This is a genomic window from Nocardiopsis sp. YSL2, from assembly GCF_030555055.1.
Classification (GTDB): domain Bacteria; phylum Actinomycetota; class Actinomycetes; order Streptosporangiales; family Streptosporangiaceae; genus Nocardiopsis.
Map to the genome: position 1 here is coordinate 1504679 of NZ_JAMOAO010000001.1, position 18402 is coordinate 1523080.

The 18402-nt window shown below is 72.5% G+C and carries 14 protein-coding genes; 4 read left to right on the forward strand and 10 right to left on the reverse strand.

Translation table 11 applies throughout. From position 1 onward, the window contains the following. Positions 1-291: 291 nt before the first annotated feature. Positions 292-1782 carry a DEAD/DEAH box helicase gene (locus M1P99_RS06450; RefSeq protein ID WP_304455597.1) on the forward strand — a complete coding sequence of 497 codons (1491 nt, stop codon included), beginning with the start codon at positions 292-294 and terminating at the stop codon, positions 1780-1782. Between the two features lie 185 nt (positions 1783-1967). Next, positions 1968-2876, forward strand: a complete 909-nt coding sequence (locus tag M1P99_RS06455) for an alpha/beta fold hydrolase (protein WP_304451750.1) — start codon at positions 1968-1970, stop codon at positions 2874-2876. Positions 2877-2957: 81 nt separating this feature from the next. On the opposite strand, the gene M1P99_RS06460 is transcribed toward M1P99_RS06455, so the two are convergent. The 9 genes from M1P99_RS06460 to M1P99_RS06500 all read right to left on the reverse strand — a co-directional run bounded on the left by M1P99_RS06460 (position 2958) and on the right by M1P99_RS06500 (position 14024). Beyond that, a complete protein-coding gene (locus tag M1P99_RS06460) occupies positions 2958-3956 on the reverse strand; it encodes an MBL fold metallo-hydrolase (protein WP_304455598.1) in 999 nt (332 codons plus the stop codon). Between the two features lie 156 nt (positions 3957-4112). Then, a complete protein-coding gene (locus M1P99_RS06465; protein WP_304451751.1) occupies positions 4113-4988 on the reverse strand; it encodes a PHP domain-containing protein in 876 nt (291 codons plus the stop codon). 56 nt (positions 4989-5044) lie between these two features. Next, a complete protein-coding gene (locus M1P99_RS06470) occupies positions 5045-5710 on the reverse strand; it encodes a DUF6758 family protein (RefSeq protein ID WP_304451752.1) in 666 nt (221 codons plus the stop codon). A gap of 116 nt (positions 5711-5826) precedes the next feature. Next, positions 5827-7719, reverse strand: coding sequence for a translational GTPase TypA (gene typA, locus M1P99_RS06475; RefSeq protein WP_304451753.1), 1893 nt, complete (start codon positions 7717-7719; stop codon positions 5827-5829). A gap of 108 nt (positions 7720-7827) precedes the next feature. Then, positions 7828-8268: a (deoxy)nucleoside triphosphate pyrophosphohydrolase gene (locus tag M1P99_RS06480; protein WP_304451754.1), complete on the reverse strand. Its 441-nt coding sequence runs from the start codon at positions 8266-8268 to the stop codon at positions 7828-7830. Between the two features lie 327 nt (positions 8269-8595). Further along, entirely contained in the window at positions 8596-10821 is a 2226-nt protein-coding gene (locus M1P99_RS06485) for an ATP-dependent RecD-like DNA helicase (RefSeq protein WP_304451755.1), read from the reverse strand. An 83-nt stretch (positions 10822-10904) separates the two neighbouring features. Further along, a complete protein-coding gene (locus tag M1P99_RS06490; protein WP_304451756.1) occupies positions 10905-11315 on the reverse strand; it encodes an MmcQ/YjbR family DNA-binding protein in 411 nt (136 codons plus the stop codon). An 81-nt stretch (positions 11316-11396) separates the two neighbouring features. After that, positions 11397-12587 (reverse strand): hypothetical protein, encoded by a 1191-nt coding sequence (locus M1P99_RS06495; RefSeq protein ID WP_304451757.1) that lies wholly within the window; start codon positions 12585-12587, stop codon positions 11397-11399. Positions 12588-12821: 234 nt separating this feature from the next. After that, on the reverse strand, positions 12822-14024 hold the full coding sequence (locus M1P99_RS06500) for an IS110 family transposase (protein ID WP_304450835.1): 1203 nt from the start codon (positions 14022-14024) through the stop codon (positions 12822-12824). A gap of 206 nt (positions 14025-14230) precedes the next feature. Between M1P99_RS06500 and M1P99_RS06505 the strand changes: the two genes are divergently transcribed. Then, positions 14231-15262, forward strand: coding sequence for a serine/threonine-protein kinase (locus tag M1P99_RS06505; protein ID WP_304451758.1), 1032 nt, complete (start codon positions 14231-14233; stop codon positions 15260-15262). A gap of 21 nt (positions 15263-15283) precedes the next feature. Here the strand turns inward: M1P99_RS06505 and M1P99_RS06510 are convergent, their stop codons facing one another. After that, a complete protein-coding gene (locus M1P99_RS06510; RefSeq protein ID WP_304451759.1) occupies positions 15284-15817 on the reverse strand; it encodes a hypothetical protein in 534 nt (177 codons plus the stop codon). A gap of 224 nt (positions 15818-16041) precedes the next feature. Between M1P99_RS06510 and M1P99_RS06515 the strand changes: the two genes are divergently transcribed. After that, entirely contained in the window at positions 16042-18165 is a 2124-nt protein-coding gene (locus M1P99_RS06515) for a bifunctional UDP-sugar hydrolase/5'-nucleotidase (protein ID WP_304451760.1), read from the forward strand. The last annotated feature ends 237 nt before the right edge of the window (positions 18166-18402 follow it).

Genomic DNA, 18402 nt, shown 5'->3' on the forward strand with positions numbered 1-18402 from the left:
GTCCCCTCACACACGACAGAGCAGCGGATGGACCCGATCCGCGGCCGAGTACCCCTCGCGCCGCGCCGGTCCAGACGGCAGCGCCACCGAGACGATCCGCAGGGAGCGGGCAGTCGGTGAGACGCGCCCTCCGCGACGGCCAGGAGCCGCTCGCGACCGCACCCCGCCGCGGCCACGCCAACGCCCGGCCCGCGCAAGATGGAGGCTTGAGCCCTGACCAGCACAGAAGTTCCTACGACATCCACCACAACGTTCCGCGACCTCGGTGTCAGCACCGAACTCGCCGACGCCCTGGAGGCCGAGGGGATCGTCGAACCCTTCCCCATCCAGGAGCTCGCGCTCCCGATCGCGCTCCACGGCAGCGACATCATCGGGCAGGCGCGCACCGGCACCGGCAAGACCCTGGCCTTCGGCCTCCCGCTGCTCCAGCGGTCGCAGGCGGCACCCGGCACACCCAAGCACCCCCGCGCCCTCGTCGTGGTCCCCACCCGTGAGCTGGCCATCCAGGTCGCCGCGGACCTGACCACCGCGAGCAAGCGCAGCGGCACCCGTATCCTCACCGTCTACGGCGGCCGTTCCTACGAGCCGCAGATCAACGGACTCAAGGAGGGCGTCGACGTCGTCGTCGGCACCCCGGGCCGCCTGCTGGACCTGGAGAACCAGAAGCATCTGCGCCTGAGCGAGGTGTCGGCCGTGGTCCTGGACGAGGCCGACAAGATGCTCGACCTGGGCTTCCTGCCCGACATCGAGCGCATCCTCACCAAGATCCCGGCGGAGCGCCAGGTGATGCTCTTCTCGGCCACGATGCCGAGCGAGATCGTCTCGCTCTCGCGCAAGTACCTGCGGCAGCCCACCCACGTGCGCGCCGGGGACGACGACGACATCGACGGTTCCGCCATCACCGGGCAGATCACGCAGCACGCGTTCCGCACGCACCAGATGGACAAGATCGAGATGCTCTCGCGCCTGCTGCAGTCCGAGGAGCACGGCCAGAGCATGGTGTTCTGCCAGACCAAGCGGGCCTGCGACCGGGTGGCCGGCGACCTCAAGGAGCGCGGCTTCGCCGCCGCGGCCGTCCACGGCGACCTCGGGCAGAGCCAGCGCGAGCGCGCCCTGCGGGCCTTCCGCAACGGCAAGATCAACATCCTGGTCGCCACGGACGTGGCCGCCCGCGGGCTCGACGTGGACGACGTCACGCACGTCGTCAACTACGAGACGCCCGAGGACGAGAAGACCTACACCCACCGCATCGGCCGGACCGGCCGGGCGGGCCGCAGCGGCACCGCCGTCACTTTCGTCGACTGGCAGGAGATGCCGCGGTGGAAGCTGATCAACGGCGCCCTCGACCTGCCGTTCGCCGAGCCGGAGGAGACCTACTCCACCTCGCCGCACTTCTTCGAGGAGCTCCGGATCCCCAAGGGGACCAAGGGCAGACTCGCCATGGACAAGCGCACCCACGCCGGTCTGGAGGCCGAGGAGGTCGAGGACATCGGCGACACCGGTGCACCGCGCGGCGCCAAGCGCGACCGTGACGGCGGCCAGGAGCGCGAGCGCTCCCGCGGCCGGAACCGCAACCGCTCCCGCCGCCGTACCCGCGGTGGCGAGCGCACCGGCTCCGAGGCCGCCGCCGACCGGACCGCTCCGGACACGTCGCCGAAGGCGTCCTCGGCGCCGGCCCGCGACTCACGCGAGAGCGCTCCCTCCGAGGAGGGCACGCGCCGGGTCCGCCGCCGTCGCCGCACCCGTGGCGGTGCCGCCCGTCGGGACCCCGAGAACACCTGACCCCCGAGGCGCCTGCATCCGGCGGGCGCCCCGGCCGACCGAACACGAGCGGGCACCGCGTGTCCCCGCGGTCCCGCCGCCCGTGACCGCCCCGGCGACCAGCACGACGGACGCCGGGGACGACCGGACCGGCGGGCGGCGGAGGTGGGGGATCGCCCGCCGACGATGCCCTAGGGTTGCCCGACGTGAGTACACCTCAGTTCCTTTCCCTGCCGCCGGGCGTGCGGCGCACGGACCTGCCACTGGCCCACGGTCCCGTGGCCGCCCTGCGCGCGATGCCCACCTCCGGGGGCATCGAGTTGGCCCCCGCCGTCCTGGTGCACGGTTTCACCGGCAGCAAGGAGGACTTCATCGCCCTCCTGCAGAGCCTCGCCCAGGCGGGCCGGGAAGTGGTCGCCATCGACCTGCCCGGCACCTACGAGTCGCCCGGCCCCGAGACCCTGGCCCCCGCCCCGGACGCGCCGCGCCGCGACTACCGCCTGACCTCCCTGGGCGCCGTGGTCGCCGAGGTCGTCGACCAGGTCGGCGACGGCGGTCCCGTCCACCTGGTGGGCCATTCCTTCGGCGGGCTCGTGGTCCGCGAGACGGCCCTGTCCGAGAACGCCGCGCTGGCCTCGCTCACCCTGATGTGCAGCGGCCCCGCCGCTCTGGAGGGGCCCGGCGCGGTCAACGCCCGCAACCTCATCGCCGCGCTGTCGATGGACCCCACGTCCAGCCGGCTCGAAGAGCTGTGGGCGGAGCGGTTCGAGGCCGTGGCCGACGACCGCACCCCCGACCCCGAGATCCGCGAGTTCCTCCGCGCGCGGCTGCTGTCGAGCAGCGCGCAGGGGCTCATCCACACCGCGGAGGACCTGCTCGGAGCCGACGACCGCGTCGCCGAGCTGGCCGCGCTGCGGCTGCCCACCCTCGTGCTCTACGGCGAGAACGACGACGCCTGGGCGCCGAACACGCAGGACTCCATGGCCAAGCGGCTGGGCGCCAAGCGCCTGGTGGTGCCGGGCGCGGGGCACTCCCCCAACGTGGAGGCCCCCGAGACGACCTCCAGCGCGCTCACCTCGTTCTGGAACGAGACGGAGTCCGTGGGCCGCCGCTGAGGCCGCCCCCGCGAGCGTGGACACGACGGCGCCGCCACTCGATCCGAGTGGCGGCGCCGTCGTCGGGTGTGCGGGCGCGGATCAGACCCAGGAGTCGAAGTTGGCGTTCTCGGCGGCGACCGTGGTGGCCGGGCCCTGGTCCGGCAGGACGCGGGTGTCGCCGGGCAGGGACAGCAGCGCCTCGCCGATGGAGGCGAGCTGCTTGCTGTAGTCGATGGCGCTGTCGCCCACCTTGCCGGGCTCGCCCTTGCGCAGGGTGTCGCCGCTGAAGACCACGCCGAGCGAGCTGATGTAGTAGCCGACGCTGCCCGGAGAGGTGCCGGGCAGGGCGATGACGTCCACGCGCACGTCGCCGATCTCGAAGGAGCCCTCGCCCTCGACCTCGATCTCGGGGCGGTGCTCGGCGCCGTGGAAGCGCCGCCAGATGCGCATCTCACGCGGGTGCAGTGCGATGTCGGCGTCGCCCTCCTCGGCGACCTTGATGGCCGACTCGATGTGGGGGCTGTAGCCGTTGGTGCAGGCCACGAGGTAGATCTCGCGGTCCCCGACGGCCTTGAGGATGGCGTCGGCGTCGTGGGCGGGGTCGATGACGATGACGCCGTCGTCGCCGGTGTCCACGATCCAGGTGTTGCTGACGATCTCGTGCTTGGTGCCGTCGAACTCGAAGACGCCCTCGGAGCGCACCCGGGTGATGCCCGAGGAGTCGGGTCCGGTCACGCCGGGCTCGGCCAGGCCCGCGTCGTCGAACGGGTCGTCGCTCGCCGCCGCCTTGGCGGGCGCGTCGTCGGAGTCCTCGGACTCCTCGTCAGCGTCGGTCCCCCCGGACTCCTCGGAGTCCTCGGCGGTGTCGTCGGAGGCGTGGGCGTCCTCGGTCTTGTCGGACTCCTCCGCGCCGCCGGAGTCGTCCGCCTTGTCTGCCTTGGTGCCCTTGTCGCCCTCGGCGGTCGTGTCGGCCGCGGCTCCGGTCCCCTCGGAGCCGGTCTCCTCCTCGACCTCCTCCTGGGTGTCCACCGCGCCCTCCGCAGCGGAACCGGTGGCCTCCTGGCCGTCCTGCTTCTTCGACTTCCGCTTCCAGAACACGGTGTCAGACCTTTCGTCCAAGCTGGTATGGGTGCACTGCGACCATTGTGGCGGCACGCCGACTGTGGTCGTACCGTACCGTTCCCGGAGTGCTCGGCCAATGCCGGCCGAAGCACCGCCGGAGGAGCCGCGGTCACGACGCGGCCGGGCGCCGCGTCAGCCGTGCAGGAGGGCGGCCCCGGTGGCGGGCGCGGTCAGCTCCTCGAAGGCCTCCGCCGCGGTGGTCCGGCAGCCGAGCCGGCGCCCGGTCAGGCTGCCGTGGTCGTCGCTGGATCCGGTGACCGCCACGCCCAGGTCCCCGGCCACGCCCCGCCACTGCTTGGTCTGGGTGCGGTTGTGCGAGGGGTGGTCGGCCTCGATGGCCCCGAGCCCCGCCTCGACCATCCGCTCGACCAGATCGACCGGTACGGCGCCGTTGAGGGAGCCCTCCGCGCGCGCCGGGTGGGCCAGGGAGCACACGCCGCCGGCCGTCCGCACCAGCTCCACCGCCCGGACCGGGTCGAGCGCGTAGCGCGCCGCGTAGGCGGGTCCACCCGAGCCGATCCACCGGTCGAACGCGTCCTGCACGTCCTTGGCCGCGCCCGCCTCCACCACGGCGCGGGCCAGGTGGGGACGGCCGATCGTGTTGGCGTCGGCGTACTCCTGGTCCCCGGCGCCGGCGATCTGCAGTACCCGCTCCCAGGTGACCTCCACCCCGAGGGCGCGGAGCTTGTCCACCATCTCTCGGGCGCGCGAGGCCCGGTCGGAGCGGATCCGGGTCAGTTCCCCGGCCAGCCCGGGGTGATCCGGGTCGAACAGGTAGGACACCAGGTGGACGCTGGACCCGGCGTGGGCGCAGGACAGCTCCATCCCGGGCACGAGGGTGAAACCGGCGGGCAGGTGGGCCGCGGCCTCCTTGATCCCCCCGACGGTGTCGTGGTCGGTCAGGGCGAGGACGTCCAGGCCCGCGGCGACCGCGTGGCCGACGACGTCGGCGGGGGCATCGGTCCCGTCGGAGACGGAACTGTGGGAGTGCAGGTCGATACGCTTCACCGAGCGATTGTACGTAAGTCGCGGCGCGCCGGTGGCGCCTGGAGCCGTACGGCCGGTCATTCCTCGGAGGGACGCGGCTTGAGGCGGCGGGTCAGAAAGGGGCTGATCGCACCGAACGGCGGCTCCAGCCCCACCCCCCCGTCGTTCATGTCGCGCAGGTCCCGCAGGGCGTTGACCTCGCACATGAGCAGGCCGGTGTCGGCGGAGGCGAACACCAGCCACAGCCAGTGGGCGAGCGCCTCTCCGGTGTAGACCGCGCGGTCACGGCCCATGTCCAGGTTCCACAGCGCGATCTCGTGGCCGTCGAAGCGGACCTTGGCGCTGGGCGCGTCCTTGTCGAAGCCGTCGCCGGGGTCGGGGCCCTCCAGCCCGGCCAGCCGGGCGCCGAGTCCCACGCCGGGGTCCTCGGCGACGATGGCGGCTTCGCCGACACCGCCCAGCGGACCCGGTCCCGACAGGGCGACGACGGTGGCGACGGAACCGGAGCGTTCGTCGCCGGCCTCGGCGAAGCCGGTCACCACCCAGCCGGGGGGCAGCGGCCATGGGATCCACACCGGGACCCGGGCCTGGGGCAGGAGTGCTTCGAGCGCTGCCGGACTCGGGGCGCGGACCTCCTGAAGAGGTGCCACCCGCCCGTGGACGGCGCACTCCCAGGCGCTGGTCCACAGCCCTGGAGGCTGGACCGCGCGCCCGCACCGTGGACACGATGGTTCGGTCTTCATGCTGGTAGCGGTCTACCCGTCTGACCTGTACGGAAACGCCTCGTGGGCGGGTCGCGGAGGCGACCCGCCCACGAGCGGTGCACAGCGGCCGGCGGCCCTGGGGCCACCGGCGCGGACTACTTCTGCTGGCGCTTCTTGTTGGCCGTCATCCGGCCGCGCTCCTTCTGGTCCAGGACGACCTTGCGGATGCGCACGTGCTCCGGGGTGACCTCGACGCACTCGTCCTCGCGGCAGAACTCCAGCGCCTGCTCCAGGGAGAGCTTGCGCGGCGGCACCAGGCGCACGAGCTCGTCGCCGGTGGCCGAGCGCATGTTGGTGAGCTTCTTCTCCTTGGTGATGTTGACGTCCATGTCGTCGGCGCGCGAGTTCTCGCCGACGATCATGCCCTCGTACACCTCGGTGGTGGGCTCGACGAACAGCGTGCCGCGCTCCTGGAGGTTGAACATCGCGAAGGGGACCGCGACACCGGCGCGGTCGGCCACCAGGGAGCCGTTGGGGCGGGTGCGCAGCTCGCCGAACCACGGCTCGAACTTCTCGAAGACGTGGTGGGCGATGCCGGTTCCGCGGGTCTCGGTGAGGAACTCGGTACGGAAGCCGATGAGGCCGCGGGAGGGGACCAGCCAGTCCATGCGCACCCAGCCGGTGCCGTGGTTGACCATGTTCTCCATGCGGCCCTTGCGCACGCTGAGCAGCTGGGTGATGGCACCCATGTAGTCCTCGGGGGCGTCCACGGTGAGGCGCTCGACGGGCTCGTGCACCTTGCCGTCGATCTGGCGGGTGACCACCTGCGGCTTGCCGACGGTGAGCTCGTAGCCCTCACGGCGCATCTGCTCGACCAGGATGGCCAGTGCCAGCTCGCCGCGGCCCTGCACCTCCCAGGTGTCGGGCCGCTCGGTGGGCAGCACGCGCAGCGAGACGTTGCCGACGAGCTCCTTCTCCAGGCGGTCCTTGACCAGGCGCGCGGTGACCTTGGCGCCCTTGACCTTGCCGACCAGCGGCGAGGTGTTGGTGCCGATGGTCATGGAGATCGCGGGCTCGTCGACCTTGATCAGCGGCAGGGCCACCGGGTTCTCCGGGTCGGCCAGGGTCTCGCCGATCATGATGTCGGGGATACCGGCGATGGCCGCGATGTCGCCGGGGCCCGCCTTCTCCGCGGGCTTGCGCTCCAGGCCGTCGGTCATGAGCAGCTCGGTGATCTTGACCTGCTGGATGGTGCCGTCGGTCCGGATCCACGCGACGTTCTGGCCCTTGCGCAGCTCGCCCTGCTGGACGCGGACCAGCGCTAGGCGGCCCAGGAACGGCGAGGCGTCCAGGTTGGTGACGTGGGCCTGCAGGGACCCGCCCGGGACGTACTCGGGGGACGGGATGGTGTCCAGGATAGTGGAGAACAGCGGCACGAGGTTGTCGTTCTCGGGCACCGTACCGTTGTCGGGGCGCTCCAGGGAGGCCTTGCCGTCACGGGCACAGGTGTAGACGATCGGGAACTCGATCTGCGACTCGTCCGCGTCCAGGTCCATGAACAACTCGTAGGTGTCGTCCACGACCTCGGCGATCCGGCTGTCGGGCCGGTCGACCTTGTTGATCACGAGGATGACGGGCAGCTTGGCGGCCAGGGCCTTGCGGAGCACGAAGCGGGTCTGCGGGAGCGGGCCCTCACTCGCGTCGACGAGCAGGACGACACCGTCGACCATCGACAGGCCGCGCTCGACCTCACCACCGAAGTCGGCGTGGCCGGGGGTGTCGATGATGTTGATGACGACGTCGTCGCCCTCGGGCGTCGTGTAGTGGACGGCCGTGTTCTTGGCGAGAATGGTGATGCCCTTCTCGCGCTCCAAGTCGTTGGAGTCCATCACACGGTCGTCGACGTCCTGGTTCTCCCGGAACACACCGGACTGCCAGAGCATGGCGTCAACGAGGGTCGTCTTGCCGTGGTCCACATGGGCCACGATGGCGACGTTGCGGAGGTCGCTGCGGCGTGCGGAGCCCTCGACGGGCGTAGCGCTGGACATGGGAAAGCTCGATCTCCTGGTACTGGGTAGAGACCGCAGAATGCCACGGCCCGTAGCCAGTTTATGCGGTCAATGCGGTCTGATGGGGAAACGTGCAGGTCGCTCGGATCACCGAGGGGCCCTGGGCGAGGGTTCCGCGGCGGTGAGGATCGCCGTCAGAGGGTCGAGGAACGGCACGTCGGCGGGCAACCAGTCCAGGTCGGGCAGCTCGGCGGCCGAGAGCCAGCGCAGGGACAGGTGTTCCAGCGGTCGCGGCTCGCCCTCGACCAGGTCGGCCCGCCACAGCCGGAGCACGGCGGGCCGCGTCCGCCCGGCGCCGGGCGCCGGGAAGGGCGCGTCGGCGCCGATCTGGTGCAGGGGCCGCACGCGCACGCCCAGCTCCTCATGGCATTCGCGGGCGACCGCGTCGGCGACCGACTCCCCGGGGTCGGCCTTGCCGCCGGGGAACTCCCAGCGGCCGCGCAGGGCGTGCGGTTCGGCGCGCTGGGCGGCCAGGACCCGGCCGTCCCGGATGATGGCCGCCGCCGCCACGATGAGTGTCTGGTGCACGCGCCCACACTAGGGGGTCGTGGGCCGGGGTCCCACACCGCCGTACGGCGTCCCCGTGTGCCCCGGCCCGGCCGCGCGGGAGTCCGGGCGTCCGGGCCGGGGGTGCCGCGGCTCTCCGGGGAGAGTGGAAAGAGCGCGACGTCCGGGAACGGTTGTGGCCGTACGCCTGCGGAACCGGCGAACGACGCCGAGCCTATGCGCCCCGGCGTGGCCGTGGGCGGCATTGCCGGAGGTTCGGGTGGTCTTCACCGGTCGGAGTCGGCGCGTGTACCCGCCGGACACCGGACCCGGGGCCTGGGGGCGTGTTCCACGGATCCTCGCCCTCGGTCATTCGGCGTCGGCCGCCGTGCGCAGCCGGTGCGCGAGGGCGGTGTGACGACGCCCGGAGGAGGCGTTGCGGACCGCCTGGGCGATGGCGCGGCGCGACCCGACCAGGACCACGAGTCTCTTGGCCCTGGTGATGGCGGTGTAGAGCAGGTTGCGCTGGAGCATCATCCAGGCGCTGGTGGTGACGGGGATGACGACCGCCGGGTACTCGCTGCCCTGGGAGCGGTGCACGGTGATGGCGTAGGCGTGGGTGAGTTCGTCGAGTTCGGCGAAGTCGTAGGCGACGTCCTCGTCCTCGTCGGTGCGCACGGCGACCTCCTGCGCGACGGTGTCGATGCTGGTCACCACGCCCATCGTCCCGTTGAACACCCCGTTCCGCCCCTTGTCGTAGTTGTTCCTGATCTGCGTGACCTTGTCTCCCACGCGGAACACACGGCCGCCGAAACGCTTCTCCGGGACGTCCTCGGCGGGGGGCGTGACGGCGGCCTGCAGGGCCGTGTTGAGCCCCGCGGCTCCGGCGGGGCCGCCCTTCATGGGGGCCAGGACCTGCACGTCCCGGCGCGGGTCGAGGCCGAAGCGGCGCGGGATGCGGCGCGCGACCACGTCGACGGTGACCTCGGCCGCGCTCTCGGCGTCCTCGCAGGGGAAGAGGAAGAAGTCGTCCAGGCCCTGGACGAGGGGCGGCTCACCGGTGTTGACCCGGTGGGCGTTGCTGACCACCCCGGACTGCTGGGCCTGCCGGAAGACGTGGGTCAGCCGTACGCTCGGCACCGGCGTCCCGTCCTCCAGCAGGTCCCGCAGGACCTGGCCGGCGCCCACCGAGGGCAGCTGGTCGACGTCGCCGACGAACAACAGGTGCGCGCCCGGTGGCACGGCCTTGACCAGCTTGTTGGCCAGGATGAGGTCGAGCATCGACGCCTCGTCCACCACCAGGAGGTCGCAGTCGAGCGGGTGGTCGCGGTCGTAGGCGGCCTCCCCTCCCGGGCGTAGCTCCAGGAGGCGGTGCACGGTGAGGGCGTCGACGCCCGTCAGCTCGGTGAGCCGCTTGGCCGCCCGGCCGGTGGGCGCGGCCAGGACGACCTTGGCGTGTTTGGCGAGGGCGAGGGTGACGATGGAGGCGACGGTGAAGGACTTGCCGCAGCCCGGACCTCCGGTGAGCACGCACACCCGGCGGGTGAGCGCCGTGCGCACGGCCTCGCGCTGGGCCTCGGCGAGGTCGACGCGGGTGCGGCCGCGCAGCCATTCCAGGGCCACGTCCCAGTCCACCCCGGCGAAGGCGGGGAGCCGGTCCGCGGGGGCGTTCAGCAGGGCGCGCAGGCCGCCGGAGAGGCCGATCTCGGCTCGGTGGAAGGGCAGCAGGTACACCGCGCGCACCGGCTCGCCCTCGGGGCCGGGGACGGTCTCGCGGACCACGCCCTCGGTGGCCACCAGCTCGGCCACGCACTCGATGACCAGTCCCGCCTCGACCCCGAGGATCTTCACCGCGGCGGAGATGAGGCGCTCCTCCGGCAGGTAGCAGTGCCCGTCGCCGGTGGACTCCGAGAGGGTGAACTGGATCCCCGCCATGACCCGCTGCGGGCTGTCGTGCGGGATGCCCACGGCCCGCGCGATGGTGTCGGCGGTCTTGAAACCGATCCCCCACACGTCCGTGGCCAGGCGGTAGGGCTCCTTCTGCACGACGTTGATGGACGCGTCACCGTACTTCTTGTAGATGCGCACGGCCAGGGACGTGGTGACCTCGACCCCCTGGAGGAAGACCATGACCTCCTTGATCGCCTTCTGCTCCTCCCAGGCGTCGGCGATCAGCCGGGTGCGTTTGGGCCCCAGTCCCGGAACCTCGATGAGCCGGTCCGGTGCGTCCTCGATGACGTCCAGCGCGTCGGTGCCGAAGTGGTCGACGATGCGTTCGGCCATCTTGGGGCCGATGCCCTTGATGAGGCCGGAGCCGAGGTAGCGGCGGATGCCCTGGACGGTGGCGGGCAGGACGGTGGTGTAGTCGTCCACCTGGAACTGGCGGCCGTACTGCGGGTGGGAGCCCCACCGGCCTCGCAGGCGCAGGGCCTCGCCCGGCTGGACCCCCGCCAGGGCGCCGACCACGGTGAGCAGGTCGTTCGCGCCCCGCCCGGTGTCGACCTTGGCCACGGTGTAGCCGGTGTCCTCGTTGGCGTAGGTGATGCGTTCCAGGACGCCCTGGACGACGGCGGCCTTGGCGACGCTTCCGGTCACGGGTCCTCCCTCCCTGCCACGGGGGCGTGTCTGCTGTCCGCGGAGGGCGCTCCGTCCACCGGACGGCCCCTCCGCCGGTCCGCTCAGGCCCGCGCGGGCGCCGTTCCCGGCTCGGGGGAGTCCTCGCCCAGGACGGCGAGCACGCGGTCGCGGTCGGCCCTGCGCAGGCTCCGGGCCACCAGGACGTAGGAGTGTCTCAGCATCTCCAGCACCTCGTCGTCGGGCACCGTGCCGTCGAGGAGCACGGAGTTCCAGTGCCGCTTGTTCATGTGGTAGCCGGGGGTGACGGCCGGGAACTGGTCGCGCAGCTCCAGGGCCAGCTCGGGGTCGCACTTGAGGTTGACCGTGGCGGGGCCGTCGCCGCTGCCGCCCATGAGCAGGGCGAACAGCTTCTCCCCCGCCACCTTGTACACCAGCGCGCCGGGGCCGAAGGGTTCGCTCTCGGCGGCCTCGGGGAACCACAGGGCCGCGTCGATGAACTGTTCCGGTGTCATGTCGGCCTCCTTCCACCTCCGAGACTGCCAGAGCCCGACGACGATCGGTATCGGCCCGGCGAGACCTGTGGAGGGCGCCGTTCAGGCTCCGCCCTCCAGGGCGTCCAGCTCGGCGCTCAGCTCGGCGACGCGCAGGGCGAGCCGCTGCGCCTCGACCAGGGACGCCAGCGCCTCGTCCTGCTGCCCGTGGTCGGCTCCGGCCGCCAGGGTGAGGGCGTCCAGGCGGGCGGCGGCCCGGCGGTCGTAGGCGGACAGCTCCGCGGTGCTCACCTTGCTCGCGTAGTCCTCCAGGACGCGCACCCGGTCCGTCACCCTGGCGACGTCCTCGTCCAGGACCTCACGGGCGCGCTCCGCCGCCCGGCGGCTGTGCTCGCCCGGTGTGGCGATGCCCCCGATCGTGCGCCGCGTCCTGGTGTGCTCGCGCAGCCGGTCCGCGATCGACCACTCCACGTCGCGGAGCACGACCTGGTTGCGGACGGTGTCCAGCAGGAGGCCCTGGTCGTGCAGGGACGAGGCCAGGACGGAGTCCACGGCGCGCTGCGCGCGTCCGAGCAGGGCCCGCGCGGGGGCGTCGAGCATGCCGGGGTCGACGAACCAGTCCCGGAGGCCCTCCGCGAGCGCGTACCCGGCCCTGTGGTGGTCGTGCGCGCTCGACGGCACGCGGGTGTCGTCGGTCACCATGGCCGAACCCAGCAAGGTCGCGCCACCGACGACTCCCAGCACCACCATGATGACGAATCCGAGCACCGCCAGGACCGGGGCGCCCAGGAGGAACACGAACGCCACGAGCCCCAGGCACCCGAGTGCGCTTCCACCGGCGGCCCAACCGCCGACGGTCCAGGGCCGGGCGCGGGCTGCGGCGGCCGGCCGCCACGGGGGCGCGGGCGGCGGGTCCCGGTGGTACCCGCGTCGCACGGCGCGGCCGAGCCGCCGTGCGCGCTCGGCGTCCACCTCCGGGTGGACGGTGATGCGCGAGGGCGCACCGGCGCCGGAGGCCGCGGAGTCCCCGTTCCCGCCGCCGAGGGCGGCGGCGGGCGCACTGGCGAGCAGCTCCCGGACCCCGATTCCGCGTGTGGTCAGGACCGCGACCCGGAGGCGGGGGTCCATGACGGCCAGACGCTGTTCCACCAGGTCCCTGTACACCTGGCGGGGCGTGTGCCGGCGAAGGCCCACCAGGCCCCGGTAGCCGGGCACGGGCGCAGCCTCCCGTACCGCCCTGGCCATGTCGGCGGTCACGCGGACCGTGCTGCCGTCGGCGAGGGGCAGTTCCATGGTGTCCCTCCCGGCCCGCGGAGCCCTTCTGCTCTCGCTGCATGTCTACCATCCGGACACCGGTTCGACGCGTGCGGCGGGGTTCTCGTTCCGGCGAGCGCGCACCGGGAGCACGGAGGGCGCGCAACGGGGCGGGCCGCGGGCAGGACTGCGGCGGCGGTCGCTGGGTAGACTCCTGCCACCCGCCACCAGCCCCAGACGTCCCCCACTCGACCGGGAGTCTCAATGAAGTTGTCAAGCCGCCAGCGGGACCGGTGGGACGGGGGTGAACACCCGCCCGTCCCGCAACAAAGCCCACAGCACGCTCACCCTGCGCCGGGCCAGAGCGATCACCGCCTGGACGTGCTTGAGCCCCTCGCCCCGCTTCTTCTGATAGAACTCCCGGCTGGGCCCCTCGACCTTGAGCGCCGAGAGCGCGGACATGAAGAACACCCTGCGCAAAGCCCGGTTGTAGCGTTTGGGCCGGTGCAGATTACCGGTCCGTCTCCCGGAGTCCCGGGCCACCGGCACCAACCCGGCAGCCGAAGCCAGGTGCCCGGCGTCCCGGTAGGCGGTCAGGTCACCGGCGGCGGCGATGAACTCCGCCCCCAGGACGGGACCGAACCCGGGCACCGACTCGATGATCTTCGCGGCGTCCAGTTCGCGGAAGACCTCGCGAATCTGCTTCTCGGTGTCCTTGAGCCGGTCGTCCAGGTCCAAGACCTGGCGGGCCAAGTCCGCCACGATCGACGCGGTCACGGCCTCGCCGGGCACCTGCGTGCGCTGGGAAGCGGCCGCTTCCATCGCCTTGTCAGCGATCGACTCGGCGCTGCGCACACCCCGCTTGCGCAGCCAGGTCCCCAACCGTGCCCGGCCGATCTTGCGCAGAGCGCGAGGGGTCTGGAATCCGGTGAGCAGCACCAGCGGCCCCTTGGCGCCGGAGTAGTCGAAGGCGCGCTCCAAAGCGGGGAAGATCGAGCACAAAGCGTCGCGCAGCCGGTTGACGGCCCGCACCCGGTCGGCTGTCAGGTCGTTGCGGTAGCCGGTCAGCACGGCCAGGGACCGCACGGTCTCGGCGGGCACGTCGATGGGCGCGAAGTCGCAGCGGTGGCGCACCGTTTCGGCGATGACATAGGCGTCGCGGGCGTCGGTCTTGGCCTCGCCCCGGTAGGCGCCGGCCATCCGGTTGACGGTGCGTCCGGGCACGTACAGGGGTTGTTGGCCGTGCGCGGCCAGCAGCGCGAGCAGCAGAGCCGAGGCGGTGCCGCAGATGTCGATGCCCCACACGGCCTCGTCGGCCAGGGCCAGGATCTCGACGAGGGCGTCCAGGATCGAGTTCTCGTCGTTGGCGATCTTGCTCGACCACAGGGTGGTGCCGGTGTCGTCGACCACGGTGGCCCAGTGGTGGGCCTTGCCCGCGTCGATGCCGACCCAGACTCGTTGACGCGAGGGTTCCATCCGCTCCTCCAGGCGTTCGACGTCATGCCGTCGGCCCGTGGAACACCCCGTCGTCATCTCCGTAAACAGCGACTCGTGCGCAGATCTCAATCAGCGATCGGAGCGCCCCGGAGGGACGGGCGGCCACTCCTGGCAAGCCACTGAAGGCAAGCCCCCATCAGCCACACCCGGCCCTCCCGGGCCACTTAACAACTTACGGAGCCCCCATGAAGGCACGCGGTGTCCGCCGACTCAAGCCGCTGGAGCCGGGCGATCCCGCCGAGGTCGGCGGGCACACGATCGTGGGCCGCGTCGGCTCCGGGGGGATGGGCACCGTGTACGCGGCCGACTCCCCCGGTGTGCACGGCTACCTCGCGGTGAAGGTCGTGCACGCCGCGCAGGCGGGCGACCCGCGCTTCCGTGAGCGGTTCGCGCACGAGGCGCGCCTGCTCGCCAAGGTCAACAGCCCCTCGGTGGCCCGCTTCGTGCGCGCCGACGTGGAGGCCGAACGCCCCTGGATGATCACCGAGTACGTGCCCGGACCCACCCTGCGGTACCACGTGGAGCGCTTCGGCCGGCTGCGCGGGGGCATGCTCCTGGGGCTGGCCGTCGGCACCGCCGAGGCGCTGCGCGCGATCCACGACGCGGGCGTGGTCCACCGCGACCTCAAGCCCAGCAACATCGTGCTCTCGGCCACGGGGCCCAAGCTGCTGGACTTCGGGATCGCCCACCCCGTGGAGGACCCCGACCCCACCAAGTGGATCCGGCTGCGCAAGATGCGCCGGGCCTACCGCGACCTGCGGCTGCCCTCGCCCGACTCGCTCTCCGACGAGCGGCTCAGCGTGCGGCGCGACCGGTTGGGCACGCCCGGGTGGATGAGTCCGGAGCAGTACCACCGCCAGCCCACGACCCAGAAGGCCGACGTCTTCCTCTGGGGCGCCGCGGTGGCCTTCGCGTCGGTCGCGCACGACCCGTTCGGTCGCGCCGACGACAAGGAGATGGCGCGGCGGGTCATGTTCGAGGAGCCCGACCTCCAGCACCTGCCCAAGGGCCTGCACGAGCTGGTGGAGGCGGCGATGGCCAAGGACCCCGACGACCGCCCGGACGCGCCGGAGCTGCTGCGCGCCGCGCTCGCCCTGGAGGGGCCCGTGGGCGGCGTGAAGGCCCCGGTACCGCCCCCGGAGCGGGTCACCGTGCGCGGCCTGTTGGAGCGCCGGTGGACGTCGGTGGCGGTCCGGCCGCCCCGGCCGCCGCGATGAGGGCGCTCAGGCGAGACCGGCTCAGTAGAGCCCGTAGTGCGCCCGGCCCTCGCGGGAGAGCATCGCGACGATCATGTACACCGCGAAGCCGAGCGGGACGGCGGCCAGGATGTCCCCGGTGACCATGTTCCACGTGAGCAGGGCGGCCGCGGCCCCCTGGAAGAGCACGACGCCCCAGTACGCGCCGAGCGTGCGGCTGCGGATGCGGCTCGCCAGGAACGTGGACAGCAGGCCGTAGACGCCGGTGACGACCGCGAGCGTGCCCATCATCGCGCGCATCATCTCGGGGGTGATGGCCAGCTCGACGTTCTCCTCGGCGGCCAGTTCGGACTGCTGCCGGAGCATGTCGGCCATGACCTCGTCCGAGACGCTCAGCCCCATGACGAACACCAGGGACAGGGCGAGTCCGCAGGCACCGCCGACGAGCATCAGCATGCGCACGGTCGCGACCCTGCGCGGGAGCGGCGCGTCGGGGCTCAGCGCGTCGAAGCGGGCTCCGAAGCCGGGGAGCCCGTGCCCGGCCCCGTGGGGGTCCTGCGGTCCGAAGGGAGACACGAGAGTCCTTCCGAGGCGTCGATCGGGGGTGCGTCACCCATGGTAGGCGGACCCGGCCCCCGGGGCAGGCGTGCCCCGGGCACACCGCGGATTGTTCAAATCGTCACCTGGGCGCCGGTGCCGCCTTACCGGCCCCCGTCTATGGTGAGTCCTTTCGTACCACGCATCCCCGATCTCCCACTCCCCCATTCCCCCACGTTCCCCGGACGAAGGAGTCTCACCGCATGTCCAGACTCGTACGCGCCGCGGGCGCGCTGCTGCTGTCGGGTGCCCTGGTGGCCTCGTCGGCGGTGGCCGCCACAGCGGACACGGCGGAGGATCCCGCCTTCACCCTGACGATCCTGCACGGCAACGATCCCGAGTCGCAGCTGCTGCACGCCTCGGGCGAGGCCGGCTTCGGCGGCGCCGCGCGCTACACCACACTGTTCCAGCGGCTGCGCGCGGACGAGGCCGCGGGCGGCGGAGCCGGGGAGGCCGCCGAGCGCGGTGTGGTGGCCGTCAACTCGGGTGACATGTACCTGCCGGGGCCGGAGCTGTCCGCCTCGCTGGAGGAGGGCGCGCCCTTCTACGACGCGACCGTCGCCAACGAGATCGGCTACGACGCGGTCGCCATGGGCAACCACGAGTTCGACTTCGGGCCCGACTTCTACGCGCGCTTCGTCGGCGACCTGACCGGCGACACCCGGGTGGTCGCGGCCAACGTGGACGTGTCCGCCGAGCCCGAGCTGGCCGCGCTGGCCGGGACCGGGCGGATCGCGCCGAGCACGGTCGTCGACGCGGGCGGTGAGCGGGTCGGCGTCGTCGGCGCGCTCTACCCGGACCTGGCCAGCATCTCCAGCCCCCGCGACGTGGTGCTGGACGAGGTCGTCGGCCCGGTCCAGGCCGAGGTGGACCGCCTCACCGCCGACGGGGTGGACAAGGTCGTGCTGATCTCCCACCTGCAGGGCATCGCGTTCGAGCAGCGGGTCGGCCAGGAGCTGACCGGCGTGGACGTGATCGTCGCCGGGGGCGGGCACGAGGTCATGGCCGCGCCCGAGGACGCGCTCGTACCCGGCGACACGATCACCGCGAACCCCGTCACCGGCGATCCGCTGCACTACCCGCTGGTGGTGAGCGACGCCGAGGGCGGCGATCTGCCGATCGTCACCGCCGGATCCGACTACAAGTACGTGGGCCGTCTGGTCGTCAACTTCGACGAGGCGGGCGAGCTCGTCTCCGTCTCCGACCGGTCCGGCGCGGTGCGCGTCTCGGGTACCGGTGACGACGCCGTAGAGGAGGACGCGGCGGTGCGCGCCCAGGTGACCGAGCCGGTCGCCGCCCACGTGGACTCCCTGGCCGAGACCGAGGTCGCCCAGAGCGAGGTGGGCCTGGACGGCACCCGGGACCCGGGCGTGCGCACCCAGGAGACCAACCTGGGCAGCCTGATGGCCGACGCGCTGCTGGACACGGGGAGGCGCAGGGCCGAGGAGTACGGCGTCGCCGAGCCGCAGATCGGCATCCAGAACGGCGGCGGCATCCGCAACGGGTCGGTGATCCCGGCCGGCCCCCTCACCGCCCTCGACACGTACTCGATCGCGCCCTTCGCGAACCAGACGGTGGTGGTCCCCGACCTGCCCCGCACGCAGATCAAGGAGCTGTTGGAGCACGGTGTGTCCGCCGCCCCGGCCGCCGACGGCCGCTTCATGCAGGTGGGCGGCGTCAACTTCGCCTACGACCCGGAGCGCACCGCGCAGGAGGTCGACGCCGACGGCACGGTCCTCACCCCCGGCGAGCGGGTGCGCAACGTCGTTCTGCACGACGGAACGGTGCTGGTGGCCGACGGCGAGGTCGTGGACGGCCCGCCCGTCTCGGTGGCCACGATCGACTTCTCCGCGCGCGGCGGGGACATGTACCCGTTCCGGGGCGCGCCCTTCACCGTGGTCGGCACGACCTACCAGGGTGCGCTGGAGAGCTTCCTCACGACGACGCTGCAGGGCCGTGTGACGGCCGCCGACTACCCCGAGGGCGGTTCCGGCCGCATCGTGGTGGGCGAGGAGGCGACCGACCCGGGCACGCCGGCGACGGGGACGCTGGAGCAGGTCCGGGAGCCGGTGCGCGAGGGCGTCTCGGCGCACTTCCGGTACACGACCGACGCCCCGGATTCCGCGAACGTGGTGGCCCTGTTCGCCGAGGGCACCTCTCCCGGTGACGGCGAGCCGCTCGCCACGGCCAAGGCGCACAAGTCCGAGGGCCGGACCGCGGTGCGCACCCGGGGCCTGGGCACCGGCGAGTTCACCGCCTACCTGCTGGACGGAGAGGGAGCCGTGCTGGCCGGGCCGACGGAGTTCGAGATCGTCCCGCGCCGCTAGCGCGTGTTCCGTGGATGCCGCCCGCCGCGAGCGGCGTGAGTATCCGCGGACCATGCCCTGGGCGCCCGAAGGGCCGGTCACCCCCGAGGGGCGGCCGGCCCTTGGCGTGTCCGGTGCACGGGCCCTGGGGCGACGTGCCGGACACGCCCTAGGGCCTGTTTGGTAACTGGTGTGATCAGGGGCAAAAGCACCGATCTGGTCACGCCAGGCGTGTCACCCCGCACATAGGCGAAGCCT

Coding starts and splice junctions, on each gene's coding strand:
- M1P99_RS06470 (WP_304451752.1), bottom strand. CDS start 5,710: ATGAAGACCGAACCATCGTGTCCACGGTGCGGGCGCGCGGTCCAGCCT.
- typA (WP_304451753.1), bottom strand. CDS start 7,719: ATGTCCAGCGCTACGCCCGTCGAGGGCTCCGCACGCCGCAGCGACCTC.
- M1P99_RS06490 (WP_304451756.1), bottom strand. CDS start 11,315: ATGACACCGGAACAGTTCATCGACGCGGCCCTGTGGTTCCCCGAGGCC.
- M1P99_RS06495 (WP_304451757.1), bottom strand. CDS start 12,587: ATGGAACTGCCCCTCGCCGACGGCAGCACGGTCCGCGTGACCGCCGAC.
- M1P99_RS06500 (WP_304450835.1), bottom strand. CDS start 14,024: ATGGAACCCTCGCGTCAACGAGTCTGGGTCGGCATCGACGCGGGCAAG.
- M1P99_RS06505 (WP_304451758.1), top strand. CDS start 14,231: ATGAAGGCACGCGGTGTCCGCCGACTCAAGCCGCTGGAGCCGGGCGAT.
- M1P99_RS06515 (WP_304451760.1), top strand. CDS start 16,042: ATGTCCAGACTCGTACGCGCCGCGGGCGCGCTGCTGCTGTCGGGTGCC.